Below are 16,738 nucleotides of genomic sequence, written 5' to 3' on the forward strand. Positions count from 1 at the left end.
AGCAAAATTCATAAAAATATAGGACCATTATTGTGAAAAAATACCATTGAAAAATGAGGCTATTATGGTAATCTTGTAAAAGATGAATTAGATATGAATTTGTATTTTAAATGTATCTTAATCATCAAAGAGTCTAAACACAGACAGTCACAATTGTGACCAGAATAAGGAGGAAGGTATATGAAGCTGAAAAAAGTATTGGCAGTGGCTCTGGCAGTGACCATGCTGGGAAGTCTGACAGCATGTGGAGGCAACGGGGGAAGCGGTGAAACGGCGGTAAAGACTCCGGTGGGGAAGGAAGCTTCTGCAGAGGGGGAAAAAATTGTTAACATTGCGATGACGACTACAATGGGGGACTTAGATCCGTTTGCACCTCCTACGCAGGGGCGTAATTTTCTGCGGTACGCTGTCTATGACAATATTGCCATTTTCAAGGATTTCGGAACCAGCTGGGATCAGATGCAGTGGATTATGGCAAAGAATATCGAGCAGAAGGACGACGTAACGTTTGAGATTGAACTTTATGATTATATACACGATGCGTTGGGAAATCCGATTAATGCAAACGATGTGGTGTTCTGTTTAAACAGCATTTCGCAATCGGGAAACTTCACGAGGTTTACAAACTATATGGAATCAGCCACGGTGATCGATGACTATAATCTGGAAATCAAATTAAAGACAACTACTGTGGGCGCTTTCGAATATATGCTGGCCCAGTGCTGTATTGTGAGCCAGAAGACATATGAAGAATATAAGGATCAGTTTTCCACAAAACCGATTACCTCAGGAGCCTATCAGGTGACAGAATGTGTTTCCGGTTCCTATTATGTACTGGAGAAAAATCCGGATTACTGGCAGACGGATAAGAACTTGAGAAGCTATGCGGCCAATGCGTACGATCAGGGTGTTGACAAACTTGTTTACAACATTGTCACGGAAGCCAGCCAGGCAACGATTGCTCTTCAGATGGGGGAAGACGATATCATTACTGTTTGCAACAATGCTGAGATCGGTTACTTCATGAACCAGGACGGTACACCGACTGAGGGATACAGTGTAAATAAGGTGCTATCCTCAGCCCCCATGATTCTTGCGTTTAACATGGACGAAGGCCAGATGTTCGACGGTAATCTGGCGCTGCGTCAGGCTATCTGCTATGCCATCAATCAGGAAGACATCATTGCCGGTGGCTTAAGAGGGAATGGCGAGGCCATCAGGGATTTGGGCGATAAGCTCTGCGGCGATTACAACCCGGATTGGAACAATGAAGATTACTATGATTTTGATCTGAACCAGGCGAAAGCAATGCTTGACGAAGCAGGCTATCCGGGAGGGATTGATCCGGCAACGGGGGCCCCTCTTCATATCCGCCTGCTGATCGATCAGCAGTACAAAGACACTGCGGTAGTGATTCAGAGTCAGCTGATTGCAGCTGGACTGGATGTAGAGATCAACGCTTACGATAACTCTCTGCTGGCTACGTATCAGTATGACCCGGCTCAGTGGGATTTATATGTATTCATACAGGGAACGGAGTGTTACGTGACAAGTATTTACGATGGAATCTTTGACGCCGGTGCAGATGGGAAAGCTCCCAAGTGCTTTGTAAAAGATGAAGCATTACAGAATCTGGTGGAAGCCGCTCATGAAATCAGCACACACGGCGACGAGACAGTGGAAGCGCTGCATGATTACGTCCGTGATAATGCATATGCATACGGACTCTATCAGTCCTATACGTTCTCTGTTGGACGTGACACCATTGGTCTCGTCAATCACCCGTGGGGACAGCTGGTAGGACCGGCGTGTGACTATACGAATTTTAAGTGAGGTCTATTCAATGGGTAAATATATTGCGAAAAGAATTTTGTGGCTGATTCCGGTTATTATGGGTGTGACATTTCTGATTTTTACAATCATGTTCTTCATTCCTGGTGATCCGGTGGCTATCATGCTTGGATCCAGTGCAACGCCGGCGGAGATTGAACAGGCAAGAGAGATGCTGGGCTTAAACGGCTCGTATCTCCACCGGTTCTGGAATTACGCCAGCGGAGTGTTTTTACGTTTTGATCTGGGGACCTCCTTTCAGTACGGAACCAGCGTTACAGCGGACATGCTGACTCGTTTTCCAAGAACATTTACGCTGGCTGTGGCCAGTATGCTGATCTCCATCTGTGTGGGGGTGCCGCTTGGGGTAATTGCGGCAACCCACCAGAATACGGTTTCCGACCGTGCCTCCATGATTGTTGCCATGTTTGGCGTATCCATGCCTTCCTTCTGGCTGGCGATTCTGCTGGTACTTTTATTTTCCATGAAGCTGGGGCTGCTTCCCTCTTATGGAATCGGAGGGCTAAAATTTTATATCCTTCCGGCTATCGCCAACTCCTTTGGCGGAATCGCCGGATTCGCCAGACAGACGCGGTCCAGTGTGCTGGAGTGTATCCGGGCGGATTATGTGACAACAGCGAGGGCTAAGGGGGTGAGCGAGAAGAAGGTTCTTATGGGGCATATTCTTCCAAACTCCATGATACCGATTATCACCTACGCGGGTACACAGTTCTCCGGCCTTTTAGGAGGCGCCATAGTCATCGAAAATGTATTTACGATTCCTGGAATTGGTACCTATATGGTACAGGCAATCAATTACCGTGATTATGGGGCAGTACAGGGATCTGTTATTTTCTCGGCGATCACTTTCAGTGTGGTCATGCTGATCGTGGATGTTATCTACGCCTATGTCGACCCCAGAATCAAAGCCCAGTATGAGAATAAGCAGAGGAGTACAAAGAATGGAAAAAATAAAAAATAATACTGCGTCTGCTGCTGCGGGCGGTACGAAGAGAAAAAATGAATCCATGTTTTCAATCTTTTTGAGAAGAATGGCGAGACGGAAAGAAGCCATGTTTGGTCTGTCCATTTTGATTATCCTGGCGGTTCTGGCAATTCTGGCCCCATACATCTGCCGCTACAATTACGCAGAAATGAATTTACAGAATGCGTTTGCACCACCTTCGAGAGAGCATTGGCTGGGGACGGATTCCATGGGCAGAGATATGCTTTCGAGAATCCTGTACGGCGGACGATTCTCCCTTTCTGTCGGAATCGTCTCCGTGGCGATTTCAGGAACTGGAGGGCTGATTCTGGGATCGATCGCCGGTTTTTTCGGAGGGAAGGTGGATAACTTAATCATGCGTTTCCTGGATATTTTTCACTCGATTCCCCAGGTACTCATGGCAATCTGTGTCTCTTCCGTTTTGGGAGCCGGGTTCTTTAAGACGGTTCTTGCAGTGGGAATCGCTGGCATCCCTAACTTTGCCCGGACGATTCGCGCTAATATCCTGGCCATCCGCGGACTGGAATACATAGAGGCGGCGGAGTCTATCAACTGCAGAAATGCAAGAATTATCTTCCGGCACGTCATCCCTAATGCAATCACGCCGTTTATTGTTCATTGTACTCTGGCGATTGCCGGCGGCCTGATCGTTTCGGCGACCTTAAGCTATATCGGTCTTGGTGTCCAGCCGCCGCTGCCGGAGTGGGGGGCCATGCTGTCTGATGCCAGATCCTACGTGCGGCAGTATCCATACCTGATGATTTGTCCGGGTGTGTTTATCATGATTGTTGTCATGTCGTTTAATCTGATCGGGGACGCAGTTCGTGATGCGCTTGATCCAAAGCTGAATAAGTAACTCATAACAAAGAGGTGTGTATATGATAAATAAAAAGATCGAAACAGATTCCTTCCTGTCAGTAAAGGAACTGGTCGTAGAGTATACAATGGAGGGAGAGGTCGTACATGCGGTCAATGGAGTCTCTTTTCATCTGGAAAAGGGGAAGACGCTGGCATTGGTTGGAGAGACGGGAGCCGGCAAGACATCCATTGCAAAGGCGATCTTACGTGTCCTTCCTGATCCGCCTGCCAGAGTGCCGTCCGGAAGTGTCTATTTAGATGGTGTAGATTTGCTGCAGCTGAAAGAGGAGGAGATGCGAAAGGTCCGGGGGAATAAGATATCCATGATTTTTCAGGATCCGATGACGGCGCTTAACCCGGTCAAACGGGTAGGAGAGCAGATCGCCGAGGGAATCCGGCAGCATCAGAAGATAAGCCGGGCGGAAGCTTTAAACCGTGCCTGCGATATGCTTAACATGGTGGGCATCTCGGATGACCGTGTAAACGATTATCCGCACCAGTTTTCGGGTGGAATGAAACAGCGGGTAGTCATTGCCATGGCGCTGGCCTGCAGCCCTGACCTGCTGCTGGCGGACGAACCGACCACAGCCCTGGACGTAACGATTCAGGCGCAGGTGCTGGAGATGATTAAAGCCCTGAGAGATCAGATGAATACGGCTATGATTATGATCACCCATGACCTGGGAGTTGTCGCTGACGTAGCAGATGATGTGGCGGTGGTCTATGCAGGAGAGATTATAGAATACGGATCCAAGGAAGCTGTCTATGATAATCCCTCCCATCCCTATACACGGGGACTTTTTGGTGCCCTGCCGGATCTGAGCAAGGAAGTCCGAAGGCTGAATCCCATTGAGGGTCTTCCGCCTGATCCGATCCATTTGCCCGAAGGCTGCGCGTTTCACCCAAGATGTCCATACGCCACAGAAGAGTGCAGAAAACACCCGGTTCCCTTACGGGAAGTAGAAACGGGTCACTGGAACCGTTGCTTAAAAAACGGTACAGTTCAGAAAAAGGAGGATTGACATGGAGGCATTAATCGAAGCGCGAAATCTCAAAAAGCATTTTGATTCTCCAAAAGGAAAAGTGCATGCGGTGGACGATGTGTCATTTAAAATCATGCCGGGCCGTACCATGGGGGTGGTTGGCGAGTCCGGATGCGGTAAATCAACTCTGGGACGGACGATGATCCATCTTCTGCAGAGCACAGAGGGCTCAATTTATTTTGAGGGAGAAGACGTGACAAAAGTAAAGGACAAGGAATTAAAACGGCTCAGAGAGAAGATGCAGATTATATTTCAGGACCCGTATGCTTCGCTGAACCCGCGCATGACGGTAAAAGCTATCATCCAGGAACCGCTGATTTTGTCGAAGCGCTTCTCAGACAGAGGTTCCTTAGAGGCTGAGACCGTCCGGATCATGGATTTGGTGGGAATCGAGGAGCGTTTAAGAAATGCATACCCTCATGAACTGGATGGGGGACGACGCCAGCGTGTGGGAATCGGCCGGGCGCTGGCCCTAAATCCGAAGTTTGTGGTATGTGACGAACCGGTTTCCGCTCTGGACGTATCCATTCAGGCGCAGATTTTGAATCTGCTTATGGATTTACAGGATGAATACCATCTGACCTATATGTTTATTACCCATGATTTGTCAGTTGTACGTCATATTTCCCATGATATCTGCGTCATGTATTTAGGCCAGCTGGTGGAGACGGCGCCGTCCGGTGAATTGTTTGAAAAGCAGCTGCACCCATATTCCAGGGCACTGCTCTCTGCGATACCATCAGTGGATATCCATGCGAAGAGAGAGCGAATTATATTAAAGGGGGAGATCACTTCTCCGGTTAATCCGAAACCAGGCTGCAGATTCGCTTCGCGCTGTCCCTATGTTTGTGATAAATGCCACGAGCCACAGCATCTGGAGGAACTGCTTCCGAACCATTTCGTTTCCTGCTGCCGTGCCAGAGAAATAGGTGGCCTGTAACCCGGTATTCAGCAGAATAGGAGACTAGAAATGAGCAGCAGTATAGCACTAAAAACGAGTAAAACAGAAGAAAAGATCCCCGACAAAATCTGGAACGCTTCTTTCATCAGTGTATTTATCGCCAATATGCTGATGTTTATGGGACAGCAGATGATGAACACCCTGGTGGCCAAATATGCCAACCATCTGGGAGCCGCACCCATCATCGTGGGACTGGTGACCAGCGCGTTTGCTTACACAGCACTGATCTTCAAGATTTTCGCAGCACCAGCTATAGACACATTTAACAAACGGTATATTCTGGTATTTGCCATGCTGATTATGGCGGCGTCCTATGCCGGATACAGCTTTTCCGGATCCATCCCGGTACTTCTGGCCAGCAGGCTTCTTCAGGGGGCGGGGCAGGCCTTCTCGGCCACATGCTGCCTGGCGCTGGCTACGGACACTCTGCCTCCGAATCGTCTGGGTACCGGTATTTCTTACTTTTCCCTGGCTCAGGTTATCTGCCAGTCTATAGGACCTACCATCGGTCTGTCACTATCCAGAACGATCGGCTACCATTATACATTTATGATCGGGGCGGTTACCATGTGTCTGGCGGCGGTGGCGGCCAGCCGGATCCGCAACAAGCACGTCAAATCCGTAAAACGGTACAGCATTTCCCTTGACAGTATAATCGCCAGGGAGGCGATACTTCCTGCTGTACTGATGTTTTTGCTCTGTATGGTTTATTATAACATCACAACATTTCTTGTCATTTACGCGGAGGAAAGGGGATGCGGTGTAAACATCGGGTATTTTTTCACCGTATATGCGGTGACGCTTCTGGTTACCAGGCCGGTGATTGGCAGATTCGGCGATAAACACGGCCTGGTAAAAATCTTTATTCCCGCCATGTTCTGCTTTGCGCTGGCATTTCTGCTGATCAGCTTTGCAACCAACATATGGATGTTTTTGCTGGCTGCCTTTGTCTCGGCGTTTGGATATGGTGCATGTCAACCATCAGTGCAGACGCTGTGCATGAAATGTGTACCAAAGGAAAAGCGGGGAGCCGGAAGCTCCACCAACTATATTGGCCAGGATCTTGGAAACCTGGTGGGACCACTGATTGCAGGCTCTCTGGCCGGTCGCTTCGGCTATGCAGCCATGTGGAGAATCATGATCCTTCCGGTAGCATTAGCACTGGTCATCGTGCTTATGTTCCGAACCAGGATTAATTCAGCCGGGCAGGAGAAAGAGGAGGCAGTTTGATGAATCGAAAAGACTACTGGTCTCCGGAGACGAATCCGGAGACAGGAGAGAAGTTTGCCAGAGTGCTGGAGTACTTCCATACCGCCCATAACGGAAGCGCGGATATCGACAGCATGATTGACAGTCCATATGGAGAAGCGTGTGCCAGACGGATGCAGCTCCGTTTTAAATATGAACATGATGCCATGGGTGAGGCCGCTATGGAGTATTACAGGGGCTGCGGTCTAAAAAAAGAGATGTACGACGGTGAGGATTACTATGCCCGTTGGGTGATCTTAACACCTGTGGAAATGGAGACGGAGGAAGGCAGAAAGAAAAAATATCCGATTGTCTTCTATAACCACGGCGGCGGCAATTCCATTGAGTGCGAGGAATTCTCTCTGGGATTTGCTGAATTAGCGGGAAGAGATAAATTTATGGTGGCTTATTTACAGAATACCAACTGGGAGAACTTTGAGCGTGTGTTGGAGCTGATCAGTGAGAGATACCCTCTGGACCGGGAACGTGTCTATCTCTGCGGCTATTCTCAGGGGGGATATCAGGTCACATCTGCTTATTTCCGAATTCCATGGAAGCTGACCGCGGTGGGACCCTGCGGAAATGATATCTACAGGGAATACGATAATTTTAACGTACCCTATACGGAGGAGGAAACACAGAATTTAAAGAATGCTCTGGTGCCGTTTATGCAGGTGGTAGGAGTATGCGAGGCCTCCAGCTTTGTTCCGATTAATGACTGGAAACCGAGGAAGGACTGGGGCAGAGAATGCAGCGGAGAAACGTATCTGGATGACCGCCGCGACGACTCAAAGGACCCGACCCGGATCCACGGCGGCCGCCGCCGGTTCAGCGATATGCCGGTACCGCCTGAGGGGGAAGACAGGCACGAATGGATGATCGGCCGTTTAAACAAGCGCATGGATACCTTAAACTGTGAACCAAGGGATTCAAAAACGTGTATCTCTTATCTGAATACTCCGGAGGATGAACTTCATCACGTTCTGGGATTTTATGGGGACAAGGAGGAGATTATCTGGCACTACGGCTATAAATATTACACGCTGAATATCTGGAACAGGGAGCATATTAATGCGTTCCGCTATGTTGCGGTGGAAAATAATCCCCACTGGCCGCCGGTTCTCATGGCAGAACTCCTGTGGGACTTCTTCAAGCAGTTCAGGAGAGATGGTAAGACGGGGAAGATTGTGGAAGAGGAGTATCGATACTGATTGACTGTAAGAATGTGAAATTTTAATAGGTTTATTGGATTGGCCAGCGAATAACTACGCTGGCTTTTTCGAGTTAAATTTAACGCATAAAGTGTTTCATTATCCGGTCCGTATTCCTGCTTAAAGAAGTTAAACTGAATTCCGGTAGTAAAAGAAACGCAATTATGGTAAAATATGTATTGAATGGTTCTGTAATTACGGTTTTGACAATTTTCTTGACAGTTTGGATTGTATCTATTATAGTACAATGTATTAATGAAATGGAAAGATAAACACCAAAGAATAGAAGGCAGCTTAGGATAAACATAAAGAAATTATATGATTAGAAAACCGTACACAGGAAGAAGGGGAGACAATGGCTTCAGAGGATGAACTTTTTGCCGGGTTTGGCGCAGATGCAGGCATGTTTTACAGCGCGCTTGTCAGAAGCACGGATAATTATATCTATATCATTAACATGAAGACTGATGTCGCGCTGGTATCCCCGAATATGCAGAGAGACTTTGAGCTGGAAGGCAGGCTGGTGCCGGGACTCGTTACCGTATGGGGGAATCTGGTCCATCCCAGGGATTTTAAACGGTATTCGAAATCGATTGAGGAGATGCTGGACGGTGAGACCGATGTTCACGATGTGGAGTATCAGGTGCTCAACCGTAAAGGGGAGTATGTTTGGGTATGCTGCCGCGGTGTCCTTAAGAGAAATGAGGAAGGCGAGCCTGTGATTTTCGCCGGAGTGGTCACGGACCTGGGCAGTAAGGGGAAGATTGACTATACGACAGGGTTGTTTACCAATCGGGAATGTGAGAAGGAAGTCGGACGGATTTTCGACAGTGAAGAACATGCAGAGGGAGGAATTCTTCTTCTGGGTCTGGACGATTTCGTGAGAATCAACGATTTGAACAGCCATATCTTTGGCGATGCCGTACTGCGCCAGTTTGCACAGAGTGTTCAGCAGCTTCTTCCGCCTGAGGCAGCCATATACCGGTTTGACGGCGATGAATTCGCGGTCGTCTATCCCGGCGCCGGGGAAGCGGAACTGCGTGCTCTGTATCAGAAGATTCACGTGTACTGCAACCGGCCCCATAAGATCGACGACAGTGCGTATTTTCTCACGGTATCCGTCGGTGTAGCCATGATGGGCAAAGACGGTAACGGCTATCAGGAGCTGCTGACCTGTGCGCTAAGCGCTCTGGAGGTGTCCAAACAGAACGGGAAGAATACAGTTACGTTCTTTTCGCAGGATATGATGCACACCAGAAGGCGCGCGCTGGAGCTTTCCAGCCGCCTTCAGCTCAGTGTGATGAACGGTATGGAGTCCTTTCATCTTGCCTACCAGCCGTTTGTGCATTCGGATACCCTGCAGGTTTCTGGTGCGGAGGCTCTGCTTCGATGGTCCTGTGAGCCCTACGGCGTGGTTTCTCCGGTCGAGTTCATACCGCTTCTGGAGGCAGGCGGCCTGATCGTACCCGTCGGAAAATGGGTTCTGGAGGAAGCGGTGCGAACCTGTAAAAAGTGGCTCACGTATCAGCCTGATTTTATCATGAATGTCAATATTTCGTATCTGCAGATGCTCGATGAGTCATTTATAGATTTCGTGAAGCAGACTTTGAATCAATACAATCTTCCTCCCGCCCATATCGTCCTGGAACTGACGGAGAGCTGCTTCGTCACGGACATGGAGGCGCTTAAGGAAGCCTTCCGGCTCCTTCGCAATTTAAAGATACAGATTGCCATGGATGATTTTGGAACCGGTTATTCCTCTCTGGGCATGCTTTCCCAGTCGCCGGCAGATATCGTGAAGATTGACCGTCTGTTTATCACTGCCATCGGAGACAAAGAGAATGAATTTAACCGGTCGTTTATCGGTTCGGTGATCCAGCTCTGCCACAGAGTGGGAATATCCGTATGTGTGGAAGGCGTAGAGCGTAAGAATGAGCTGGATACGGTCTGTTCCTTAGAGGCCGACTGCATTCAGGGATATTACATATCGAAACCACTGCTTCAGGAGGAATTTGAAAAGAAATTCTGGGAAGCATGATTTCTTGAAGGAACGGTAACATTGAAGGAACGGTAACAGAGAAGAGGCCGCGGCAGGTCTCTTCTTTCTATTTATCTGCCAAAACAGATGGATTATTTCCAGAATAATGGCAAATTTGGTAAAAACTTTAGAAAATTATAAGAATTTATTGTTGTAAAAGATTATGAGATGCCATTATAATGGGGGAGAATGGAGCGAGATATTAATCAGGAGGAAAGAGACGTATGAAAGACGAATTCAACCACGTGGAAATAGACGGTAAAGAGGCGGACGCCATCCAGGTAAAGATGGATGATGTCGTAGCCGATGCTGAGAAGTTTGCGGCGGAAGAAAGATCAGCGGATCCGGACCGGAACCGGAAGGGCGGCGCGGAGTCTGAGCCGGAGATGGAAGAACAGATGAGCGACGAGGAGTTTAATGAAGAACTGAAGGAGCTCATGGAGGAAGACAACTCCGGAAAGAAAAAGAAGAAAAAGAAGAAAAAAGGAGAACGGGGACGCAGGAAAAAATGGAGCGTCAGGAAGAAAATCCTTGTCGGTGCCGGAGCCGCAGTGGTAGTCATTTTTGGTGCTTCCAAAGTGATGGGAGGAGGCAAGGCGCCCCAGATGATGGCTGCCACATTTCCGCTGAGCAGGGGCGAAGTGGTGGAGATGCTTTCGGTCAGCGGCCCTGTGGAGGGAACTGACAGTGTGGAAGTTGTATCCAATTTACACGCGGAGATTCTGGAGATTCCGGTTAAAGAAGGAGACCGTGTGGAAAAGGGACAACTGCTGGCCACTCTGGATGAGAAGGACGCGAAAAAAGAAGTGGATATCGCCCAGAACGCCTATGACCTTGCAGTGACTACATACAATGAAAAACAGATCGAGGCTGAGAACGGCTATGCGAAGGCCAGGCAGGACTACGATGCGGCAAAGGCCAATTATGACAGAACGAACGTATTGTTCCAGGCGGGAAGCGCATCTCAGCTGGAGCTGGAGAATGCTTCCGATGCAATGAACAACGCGCAGCGCGAACTCAAGACATTTACGCTGAAAGACGGCAGACCGGTGGCTAACGAATCGTATTCCCTTCAGATTGAGAATGCGGCGTTTGAACTGGACCAGAAGAAGGAACTTCTGGCCAACACAAAGGTTACCAGCCCCATCGCCGGCACCGTGGTCCGTGTGAACTGTAAGGTGGGCCGTTTCGCAGATAAGACGGATGATGACAAGCCGATGTTCATTATTGAAAATCTGGATGTCCTGGAGATGAAGATCAATGTCAGCGAGTATTCCATCGGCAAGGTTAAGATCGGCCAGCCGGTAGAGATCAGTGCGGATATTCTAAACGGAGAGAACGTTAAGGGCGAGGTGACTGCCATTTCTCCGACCGGTGAGGAGAAGGGAAACGGCTCCACGGAGCGTGTAATCCCGACGACGATCCGTATTATTGATCAGAATACCCGCCTGATCGCAGGAATTACAGCGAAGGCGAAGATTGAACTTCAGAAGGCAGAGGATGCATGGGTGGTTCCGGTTTCGGCCCTTTATCAGCAGCCGGATGGCAGCACCGCGATCGTAGCCGTAGAAGACAACATTGCCCATATGATCCCCGTGACCACAGGAGTCGAGAGCGATATCCAGGTGCAGGTGATTCCGGCAGAGGAAGGAAAGCTGACAGAGGGAATGCAGATCATCGAGACACCGGCGGCGTATCTTACAGACGGCATGGCCGTTGTAGCTGTTCCGGCTGCATAGAAAAGGAGGAAGCAATATGTGGAAAAGGGAAAAAAAGCTTCCTTCCTGCACGAACGAAAAAGCCTCGGATGATCTGATCCGGCTTGTAGACATGGTGAAGATATACGATACCGGTTCCATTAAGGTTCTGGGCTTAAAACGAATCAACTTAACCATTAAGCGGGGAGAGTTTGTGGCGATCATGGGTCAGTCCGGTTCCGGAAAATCTACCCTGATGAATATTTTGGGCTGCCTGGACCGGCCGACCATGGGCCATTATTACCTGGATGGAATCGATACGGCTGACATGAGTCCGGATGCGCTGTCTGCGATCCGGAACAGAAAGATCGGCTTCGTATTCCAGTCCTTTAACTTAATTTCGAGAACATCGGCGCTGAAGAACGTAGAGCTCCCCATGACGTACGCTCACAAATCCAAGAAAATGAGGGAGCAGCGCGCGCTGGAGCTTCTGGAACGGGTGGGCCTGGGAGAAAGGTATGAACACATGCCCAATGAACTCTCCGGCGGACAGCGGCAGAGGGTTGCCATTGCGAGGGCTCTGGCGAATGAACCGCCGCTGATCCTGGCCGATGAGCCCACCGGTAATCTGGATACCGCCTCCTCTGTGGAAATCATGGAGCTGTTTTCCCGGCTGCATAAGGAAGGCGCTACGGTAGTCGTGGTTACCCATGAGGAAGACATCGCCGCATTCACGGAACGGATAATCCGGTTCCGGGATGGCCAGGTAGTGAGTGACAAGCGGAATATTCCGAAGGAACTTACGGAAGAGGAAGCAGTTAAAATGAAGAAAGAAGGGACGCCATGCTGCTAGAAAATATGACCATGGCGCTCCACGCCATCCGGTCTAACAAGATGCGCTCGTTCCTTACCATGCTGGGAATCATCATCGGTATCGCGTCGGTGATCGCCATTGTTTCCGTCGGTGACAGCATGCGGTCCCTCTATGCGGATGCCTATAAAAATGTGGGGGTAAACCGGGCGGTTGTACTGGTATCCTGGAATGTGGATGATTTCCGGATGAGTGATTATTTCACTCTGGATGAACTGGACCGGGCAAAGGAAGTATTTAAAGACAAGATTGCATACATGGACAGCGACGCCTATGCCAGCACCGATGCGGTTTATGGCAGAAATAAGGTGAAATACAGCTTTCAGGGCATTGATTATAATTATCCCCAGGTACAGCCCATGAATATTATCTATGGCCGTGAACTGAACGAAGCTGACGTAAAGGGACGAAGAAATAATGTAGTACTGGAAGACAAGGGCGCGGAGATGCTGTTTGGAACAGCCAACTGTGTCGGCAGAACATTCCGTATGACCATCAATAAGGCTACGGAGGAATTTACCGTGGTCGGTGTCTACCGCAAGGATTTGTCTCCGCTGGAGGCGATGATGATGGGCAACGGACGCACGCAGTCGGGCTTTATACCATACACGATCCTCACGCGTCCCAGCGATTATTTCCAGGATTTAAACTTTTATGTAAAAGACGGAGTGGATATGAAGTCATTTCTGCCTGAGATTGCCCGCTACGTTGCAAAGATAAAAGGAAGACCGGTATCTGAAATCATGACCCAGTCGGTTGTGGAACAGATGGGAAGCGTGGATACCGTACTGGGCGGAATGTCTGCCGCGGTAGGCGGTATTGCAGCGATTTCCCTGCTGGTAGGCGGGATCGGGATCATGAACATTATGATGGTGTCCGTTACGGAGAGAACAAGGGAGATCGGAATCAGGAAGGCCCTGGGAGCCCGTACCCGTGATATCATGATGCAGTTTTTGACAGAGTCTGCACTTATGTCGGCCTGCGGAGGCATCATCGGAATCGTACTGGGAGTCGGGATTGTCACGATTGGCGGAAGCGCCATGGGGATGGTTCCTGTTGTGAAGGTATCTGTAATCCTTGTGGCGGTAGGATTCTCCGCACTGGTTGGAATCTTCTTTGGACTGTATCCGGCATCGAAGGCGGCAAAGGCCGATCCGATTGATGCCCTGCGCTATGAATAGGGAAAGGAGAGACCATCATGCTGCTTGAAAATATGTTTATGGCACTGCATGCCATCAGAGCCAATAAGATGCGTTCCTTTCTCACCATGCTGGGAATCATCATCGGCATCGGGTCTGTGATAGCAATCGTGTCCATAGGAGATACCATGCGTTCCATGGTAGCCGGTCTGTACGCCAACGTGGGCATGACCAGAGCTCTGATCTATATCTGGCCGGCCGACGGCAGTGACCAGCGGGACAGTGACTACTTTAATATGGAACAGATGGAACGGATCAAAGAAGTGTTTCAGGACGATATTGAATATATCGACAGCAACGCCTACTACAGCGGTGAGGCGCTTCACGGCCGCAATAAAGTGAAATTTCAGTTTCAGGGAATCGATTACAACTATCCGGATGTACAGAAGATTAATATTATTTATGGCCGCAATTTAAACGAGGCCGATGTCAGGGGCCGCAAGAAAAATGTGGTTCTGGAATCCAAAGGGGCCATGGAGCTGTTCGGGACGGAAAATGCGGTTGGAAAAACGTTCCGCACCACCGTCTACGGCGAGACGGATGATTACAATGTGGTAGGAGTTTATAAGAAGGAGCTGACTCCGATCGAGGCCATGATGATGGGAACCGGTCAGACCAAGGAAGCATTTATTCCGTATACGATTCTGACATGGCCCAACGATTATCTGTTCCAGGTGAATCTCTTCGCCAGGGAAGGGACAGATATGAAGGAATTTGAAGGGCGGATCGTCCCTTATATCGCGAGGCTTAAGGACCGGCAGCCTGCGGATGTGACATTTTACTCGGCGCTTGACGAGATGAGCGGTATGGATACCATGATGGGCGGACTCTCCGCTGCGGTGGGAGGCATCGCTGCGATCTCTCTTCTGGTGGGAGGCATCGGTATCATGAATATCATGCTGGTATCCGTCACGGAGCGGACCAGGGAAATCGGAATCAGAAAGGCTCTGGGAGCGAGAACCCACGATGTCATGATCCAGTTTCTGACGGAATCAGCGATTTTGTCCGCGTTTGGAGGAATTCTGGGCGTAGTCATCGGTGCGGGACTGGTCATGGCAGGCGGAGCGCTGTTCGGTCTTTCGGTGGTAGTAAAACCCCAGGTGGTCCTTGTCGCAGTAGGTTTTTCGGCTCTGGTCGGTCTGTTTTTCGGTCTATATCCTGCGTCGAAGGCGGCGAAAAAAGACCCCATTGACGCGCTTCGGTACGAATAAAAAATTTCGAAATCATGAAGAAATAAGTGTGTGCAGCCGGGAATTTTCCTGTATTTTACAGGGATTTTCCCGGTTTTGAACTTTACAAAATTATAAAAATCTCCAGATGGGGCTCGCCAAGTAAAAAGTTCTATGCTATAATAAGATGATATGTTACGGTGTATTGAGGAGAGCCTATGCTGAGTGAAGAAAAAATCAAAATCATGACGAACCTCGCCATGTTCGAAAAAAATGAGGGGAACAGGATATTTCCTGTAAACCGGTATTTTAAGAGTGATTATATCAGCAGCAAACTGCTGCGTTCCTTTTTCAGTTATACCCTGAGCTTCCTTTTAGGCCTTGTCATGTGGGTGCTCTGTGATATTGAGAAGTGGATGAATGTCCTGCGGATTGACACTCTGATTGAAGTGGGCATGAAGGCGGGCGTGATCTATCTGGCCGGACTTGTGGTATATCTCATCATAAGCCTGTGTGTATATGCGAAGCGGTACGACTATGCGAGCCGCGGGATGAAGGTCTATATGGCAAAGCTGAAAAGGCTGGACAAACGGTATGAAGGCAATTCCAGACCCGGAGCACGGACTAAAGGAGGACGGACCCAATGATGAGTCTTCTCGTATTCAAGGAACGATTAAAGGAATTTTATACAAAATTTGACATCTATATCACGCCGGTAATCAAGTTTGTGTACAGTTACCTTGCGTTCTGGCTGATGAACCGGAATATTGGTTTCATGGCAAAACTCACGAATCCGCTGGTTCCTCTGGTATTGGCTCTGGTGTGTTCGTTTCTGCCCTACAGTGCGGTAAGCTTTCTGGCTGCAGTGTTTATGCTGGCCCACTTATGGGCGGTATCCTTTGAGGTTACGCTGGTTATGGCGGTGTTTGTTCTGGTGGTTGCACTTCTGTATTACGGCTTCCATCCCGGTGACAGCTGTCTGCTGATCCTCACGCCGATCTTTTTCGTACTGAAGATTCCATATGCGATTCCTCTGATTGTCGGCCTGTCAGGCGGTATCGTTTCCGTGATCCCGGTGGGCTGCGGTGTTTTTATCTACTATACGCTGCTGTATGTGAAACAGAATGCAGGAGTTCTGACCAATGAGTTCTCAGCTGATATGATGCAGCGGTTTTCTCAGATTGTGAAGAGTCTCTTCGGCAATCAACTGATGTTAGTGCTGATTGCGGCGTTTGCGGCTGCGATTGTAGTCGTGTTTATTCTTAAGAATATGTCCTTCGATTACTCCTGGATCATCGCTATCGTGGCGGGAACCATCGCCCAGCTGGTGGTGATTTTTATCGGTGATATCACGTTTGATGTATCAGTTCCGGTAAGCGAGCTCATTATAGGAGTGGCAGTCTCTTTGATTCTGTCCGGGATTTACACGTTTTTCGTCTTTGCAGTGGACTACTCGCGGACGGAATACGTCCAGTTCGAGGATGACGATTATTATTATTACGTGAAGGCAGTGCCGAAGCTGACGGTGAGCACGCCCGACGTAAAGGTTCAGAAAATAAATGCCAGAAAACTCCAGAGACCACAGCGTTAGGCGAAACTGGAAAAAG

14 protein-coding genes are annotated in these 16,738 nt (G+C 49.1%); all 14 read left to right on the forward strand.

Features of this window, described 5'->3' with window-relative positions; genetic code table 11:
• The first annotated feature begins 180 nt into the window (after window positions 1–180).
• Window positions 181–1,833 (forward strand): ABC transporter substrate-binding protein, encoded by a 1,653-nt coding sequence (locus NE473_RS02475; protein ID WP_055650346.1) that lies wholly within the window; start codon window positions 181–183, stop codon window positions 1,831–1,833.
• A 10-nt stretch (window positions 1,834–1,843) separates the two neighbouring features.
• Window positions 1,844–2,812 (forward strand): ABC transporter permease, encoded by a 969-nt coding sequence (locus tag NE473_RS02480; RefSeq protein WP_055650345.1) that lies wholly within the window; start codon window positions 1,844–1,846, stop codon window positions 2,810–2,812.
• On the forward strand, window positions 2,793–3,692 hold the full coding sequence (locus NE473_RS02485; protein ID WP_055650344.1) for an ABC transporter permease: 900 nt from the start codon (window positions 2,793–2,795) through the stop codon (window positions 3,690–3,692). Before NE473_RS02480 ends, NE473_RS02485 begins: the two co-directional genes overlap by 20 nt.
• Before the next feature lie 22 nt (window positions 3,693–3,714).
• The gene (locus NE473_RS02490; RefSeq protein ID WP_006773155.1) at window positions 3,715–4,716 is read left to right on the forward strand and encodes an ABC transporter ATP-binding protein; all 1,002 of its coding nucleotides are present in this window, start codon (window positions 3,715–3,717) and stop codon (window positions 4,714–4,716) included.
• Window position 4,717: 1 nt separating this feature from the next.
• Window positions 4,718–5,677: an ABC transporter ATP-binding protein gene (locus tag NE473_RS02495; protein WP_055650343.1), complete on the forward strand. Its 960-nt coding sequence runs from the start codon at window positions 4,718–4,720 to the stop codon at window positions 5,675–5,677.
• A 30-nt stretch (window positions 5,678–5,707) separates the two neighbouring features.
• Window positions 5,708–6,928, forward strand: coding sequence for an MFS transporter (locus NE473_RS02500; protein ID WP_055650342.1), 1,221 nt, complete (start codon window positions 5,708–5,710; stop codon window positions 6,926–6,928).
• Window positions 6,928–8,157 carry an alpha/beta hydrolase family protein gene (locus tag NE473_RS02505; RefSeq protein WP_006773152.1) on the forward strand — a complete coding sequence of 410 codons (1,230 nt, stop codon included), beginning with the start codon at window positions 6,928–6,930 and terminating at the stop codon, window positions 8,155–8,157. The genes NE473_RS02500 and NE473_RS02505 overlap by 1 nt, the downstream gene beginning before the upstream one ends.
• A 355-nt stretch (window positions 8,158–8,512) precedes the next feature.
• Window positions 8,513–10,195 (forward strand): bifunctional diguanylate cyclase/phosphodiesterase, encoded by a 1,683-nt coding sequence (locus tag NE473_RS02510; protein WP_055650341.1) that lies wholly within the window; start codon window positions 8,513–8,515, stop codon window positions 10,193–10,195.
• Window positions 10,196–10,419: 224 nt separating this feature from the next.
• Window positions 10,420–11,934 carry an efflux RND transporter periplasmic adaptor subunit gene (locus NE473_RS02515; RefSeq protein ID WP_081034887.1) on the forward strand — a complete coding sequence of 505 codons (1,515 nt, stop codon included), beginning with the start codon at window positions 10,420–10,422 and terminating at the stop codon, window positions 11,932–11,934.
• Between the two features lie 16 nt (window positions 11,935–11,950).
• On the forward strand, window positions 11,951–12,745 hold the full coding sequence (locus NE473_RS02520) for an ABC transporter ATP-binding protein (RefSeq protein ID WP_006773149.1): 795 nt from the start codon (window positions 11,951–11,953) through the stop codon (window positions 12,743–12,745).
• Window positions 12,736–13,944 (forward strand): ABC transporter permease, encoded by a 1,209-nt coding sequence (locus NE473_RS02525; protein WP_055650340.1) that lies wholly within the window; start codon window positions 12,736–12,738, stop codon window positions 13,942–13,944. Before NE473_RS02520 ends, NE473_RS02525 begins: the two co-directional genes overlap by 10 nt.
• A gap of 17 nt (window positions 13,945–13,961) precedes the next feature.
• A complete protein-coding gene (locus NE473_RS02530; protein ID WP_055650339.1) occupies window positions 13,962–15,173 on the forward strand; it encodes an ABC transporter permease in 1,212 nt (403 codons plus the stop codon).
• Between the two features lie 176 nt (window positions 15,174–15,349).
• Window positions 15,350–15,778, forward strand: a complete 429-nt coding sequence (locus NE473_RS02535; protein WP_006773145.1) for a hypothetical protein — start codon at window positions 15,350–15,352, stop codon at window positions 15,776–15,778.
• A complete protein-coding gene (locus NE473_RS02540; protein WP_006773144.1) occupies window positions 15,775–16,722 on the forward strand; it encodes a hypothetical protein in 948 nt (315 codons plus the stop codon). Before NE473_RS02535 ends, NE473_RS02540 begins: the two co-directional genes overlap by 4 nt.
• Window positions 16,723–16,738 lie beyond the last annotated feature (16 nt).

The organism is Hungatella sp. SL.1.14, assembly GCF_024460495.1.
Lineage (GTDB): Bacteria > Bacillota > Clostridia > Lachnospirales > Lachnospiraceae > Hungatella > Hungatella hathewayi.

Bases quoted from the DNA above. Each gene is read 5' to 3' on its own strand.
- NE473_RS02480 (WP_055650345.1), top strand. From the start codon at position 1,844: ATGGGTAAATATATTGCGAAAAGAATTTTGTGGCTGATTCCGGTTATT.
- NE473_RS02520 (WP_006773149.1), top strand. From the start codon at position 11,951: ATGTGGAAAAGGGAAAAAAAGCTTCCTTCCTGCACGAACGAAAAAGCC.
- NE473_RS02525 (WP_055650340.1), top strand. From the start codon at position 12,736: ATGCTGCTAGAAAATATGACCATGGCGCTCCACGCCATCCGGTCTAAC.
- NE473_RS02530 (WP_055650339.1), top strand. From the start codon at position 13,962: ATGCTGCTTGAAAATATGTTTATGGCACTGCATGCCATCAGAGCCAAT.
- NE473_RS02490 (WP_006773155.1), top strand. From the start codon at position 3,715: ATGATAAATAAAAAGATCGAAACAGATTCCTTCCTGTCAGTAAAGGAA.
- NE473_RS02500 (WP_055650342.1), top strand. From the start codon at position 5,708: ATGAGCAGCAGTATAGCACTAAAAACGAGTAAAACAGAAGAAAAGATC.
- NE473_RS02505 (WP_006773152.1), top strand. From the start codon at position 6,928: ATGAATCGAAAAGACTACTGGTCTCCGGAGACGAATCCGGAGACAGGA.
- NE473_RS02510 (WP_055650341.1), top strand. From the start codon at position 8,513: ATGGCTTCAGAGGATGAACTTTTTGCCGGGTTTGGCGCAGATGCAGGC.
- NE473_RS02475 (WP_055650346.1), top strand. From the start codon at position 181: ATGAAGCTGAAAAAAGTATTGGCAGTGGCTCTGGCAGTGACCATGCTG.
- NE473_RS02535 (WP_006773145.1), top strand. From the start codon at position 15,350: ATGCTGAGTGAAGAAAAAATCAAAATCATGACGAACCTCGCCATGTTC.
- NE473_RS02540 (WP_006773144.1), top strand. From the start codon at position 15,775: ATGATGAGTCTTCTCGTATTCAAGGAACGATTAAAGGAATTTTATACA.
- NE473_RS02485 (WP_055650344.1), top strand. From the start codon at position 2,793: ATGGAAAAAATAAAAAATAATACTGCGTCTGCTGCTGCGGGCGGTACG.
- NE473_RS02495 (WP_055650343.1), top strand. From the start codon at position 4,718: ATGGAGGCATTAATCGAAGCGCGAAATCTCAAAAAGCATTTTGATTCT.
- NE473_RS02515 (WP_081034887.1), top strand. From the start codon at position 10,420: ATGAAAGACGAATTCAACCACGTGGAAATAGACGGTAAAGAGGCGGAC.